General features: G+C 66.2%; 2 protein-coding genes and 1 pseudogene. All 3 read right to left on the bottom strand.

The window, feature by feature from the left end; all coding sequences use genetic code 11:
* On the bottom strand, window positions 1–1,251 hold a 1,251-nt coding region (locus BRO63_RS12615), incomplete at its 3' end, for a methyl-accepting chemotaxis protein (protein WP_143219469.1).
* Between the two features lie 139 nt (window positions 1,252–1,390).
* Window positions 1,391–1,858 (bottom strand): hypothetical protein, encoded by a 468-nt coding sequence (locus BRO63_RS12620; protein WP_088140131.1) that lies wholly within the window; start codon window positions 1,856–1,858, stop codon window positions 1,391–1,393.
* Between the two features lie 29 nt (window positions 1,859–1,887).
* Window positions 1,888–2,317 (bottom strand): annotated as a pseudogene (locus tag BRO63_RS12625) (methyl-accepting chemotaxis protein); the annotation flags it as partial.

The raw sequence follows: 2,317 nt of genomic DNA on the forward strand, positions 1-2,317 counted from the left end.
CGCGTTCAGCGCCAGGATGTTGGTCTGGAACGCGATGCCGTCGATCACAGAAACAATCTCGGAGATCTTGCGCGAGCTGGCGGAAATGCCTTGCATCGTGCTGACCACTTCCGACACCGCCGAACCGCCGCGCTCGGCCACATCCGAGGCGCTGGCCGCCAGCTGGTTGGCCTGGCGCGCGTTATCCGCGTTCTGCTTCACGGTCGAAGCCAGTTCTTCCATCGATGCCGCGGTTTCCTCCAGCGAAGCCGCCTGTTCTTCCGTGCGGCTAGAAAGGTCCGTGTTGCCGGCCGAGATCTCGCGCGAGCCCACCGTGATCTCGTCCACGCCGTGGCGCACCGCCGACACCGTGCGGGTCAGGCTTTCCTGCATGCGCTTCAACGCGGCAAACAGCTGGCCGATCTCATTGTGCGAACGCACTTCCACGCGGCTGGTCAGGTCTCCGGCGGCAATCTTGTCGAAGTGCTGGCCAGCTTCCACCAAGGGGCGCACCACCAGGCGGCCGAACAGCAGGCGGGCCAGGATCATCAGCAGCACCGCCAGGCCCACGGCCACGCCCACCGCCACCATGGCGAGATTGAAATTGGCTTCGGCCTCGTCGATCGTGGCTTGCTGCTGGTCGCCGATGTACTTGCCGAACTCGCTGAGCGCCTCGATGAACGCGGCGCTGCGCGGCGTGCCGTATTCGTTGTTCACCATGTAGAAGGTGGAATAGTCCTCGCTGCGCAGGGCTTCGACCATGGTGTCCACGCCATCGTCGATGTACGAGCGGTAGCGCCGCACCAGGTTCATGGACAGCTGGCGGCCCGTGTCGTCCTGCAGCATGTTCTTCTGGAAATCGGCGAAGCGGCTGCGCACGCCGGTCAGCAAGTCCGTCGCGCCCTTCAAGGCCGCCGCGGCATCGCGGGCCGAGTTTTCGCCGCTGCCCCAGCCGGATTCCTGCAGGTGGCGCGCGGCAACCATCAACGCAACCCGCGCGCGCAGCATGTCGCTGTTGATCACTTCGACCTGCTTGGAGCGCTCGGTCAAGGCATTGACCTCGCGGATCGATTCATAGTTGCTCTGCAGGAAATACGCGGCCAAGCCGCCCACCGCCGCGATCAACACGGCGAAGAACGCCATGACCCACAGCAGCATGGTGCCGACGCGGGCATCGCGCAGCCGCAGCTTGCGCTTCACCTTGGGTGCGCGCGCGGCCTTCTTCTTGCCGACCTTGCCGGATTTCGCACCGGATTCGAGACTCGCTTCCATATTATTTCCCCATCCCTCAGGAACTACTCTGACCAAATGAAAAACCACCCGGTGGACATGCCTTGTTACACGAGGCATGCACTCCAGGCGACGTACATCGCGGCATGCGCCGCGATGCTCCCCGCTGGACTACAGGGCGCTACTTGCCCTGAGGCTGCAACCCGGCCGGTTCACCCGGGCCCGGTATGTAGATGGTCTGCACCTCGGGCTCCGCGGCCGGAAGCGCCACGTCCTGACGCAAGTCAGGCGCAGGCGCGGGTCCCAGCAGCTTCTGGCGTTCCCAAGGTTCCAGCAAGATATTGGTGCTGTCGACGAGGCGCAGCAGCCGGCCGTCCGGGCCGAACTGCAGCAGCGCTTCCTTGCGGCTGTACAAGCCGTCCGCGACGAAGGTGATTTTGAAGGCCCAGAGCGCGAGCAGCGTACCGTCGGTCTGCTTGTAGAGCTTGTCGGGCGGCGCGGTAAGCGTGCGCGAAGCCTCTTCCAGCGTCGTCTGCCCCGGCGTCAGCTGCGACAGTTTGCCCGGGTCGAAATTGTGCCCCGTCGCCGCGCAGCCGGCCAGAAGCACCGCAAACGCAGCCGCTGCCAGAAGATGTATAAAGCCTCGCATATCCTACCCATTTACCGGTCTGGCCGGTGTCAGAAAGATTCCCAATCGTCATCCGCAGGCGCGGACCGGCGGCTTGCCGGCGTCACGGGCTTTGCCTGCGGCGCAGCAGCCGTCGGGCGCGGCGCGGGCCGGCGCAGCGGCCGTGCCGCCGTCGCCCCTTCGGCCGCCACGGGTTTGGCTCGCGCGGAATGCGTCAGACGTACGGCTGGGACAGCCTTGGCCTCGGCGGCGGGAGGCTCCGCCTGCGCTGCGGATGCTGGCGCTGCGGGAGCTACCGGGGCAGCCACGCGCGGCGCGCGGCGCTGACCGGCCAATTGGTGCGCAGGGACTTCGATCACTTCGCCCGCGTTGATCTTGAACACGGCCACCGCTTCGGCCAGGCGCTCCGCCTGCTCCTGCAGCGAACCCGCGGCCGCGGCCGCCTCTTCCACCAGCGCCGCGTTCTGCTGCGTCACCTCG

Origin of the sequence: Achromobacter xylosoxidans (assembly GCF_002192695.1) — a bacterium.
Lineage (GTDB): Bacteria > Pseudomonadota > Gammaproteobacteria > Burkholderiales > Burkholderiaceae_B > Achromobacter > Achromobacter xylosoxidans_C.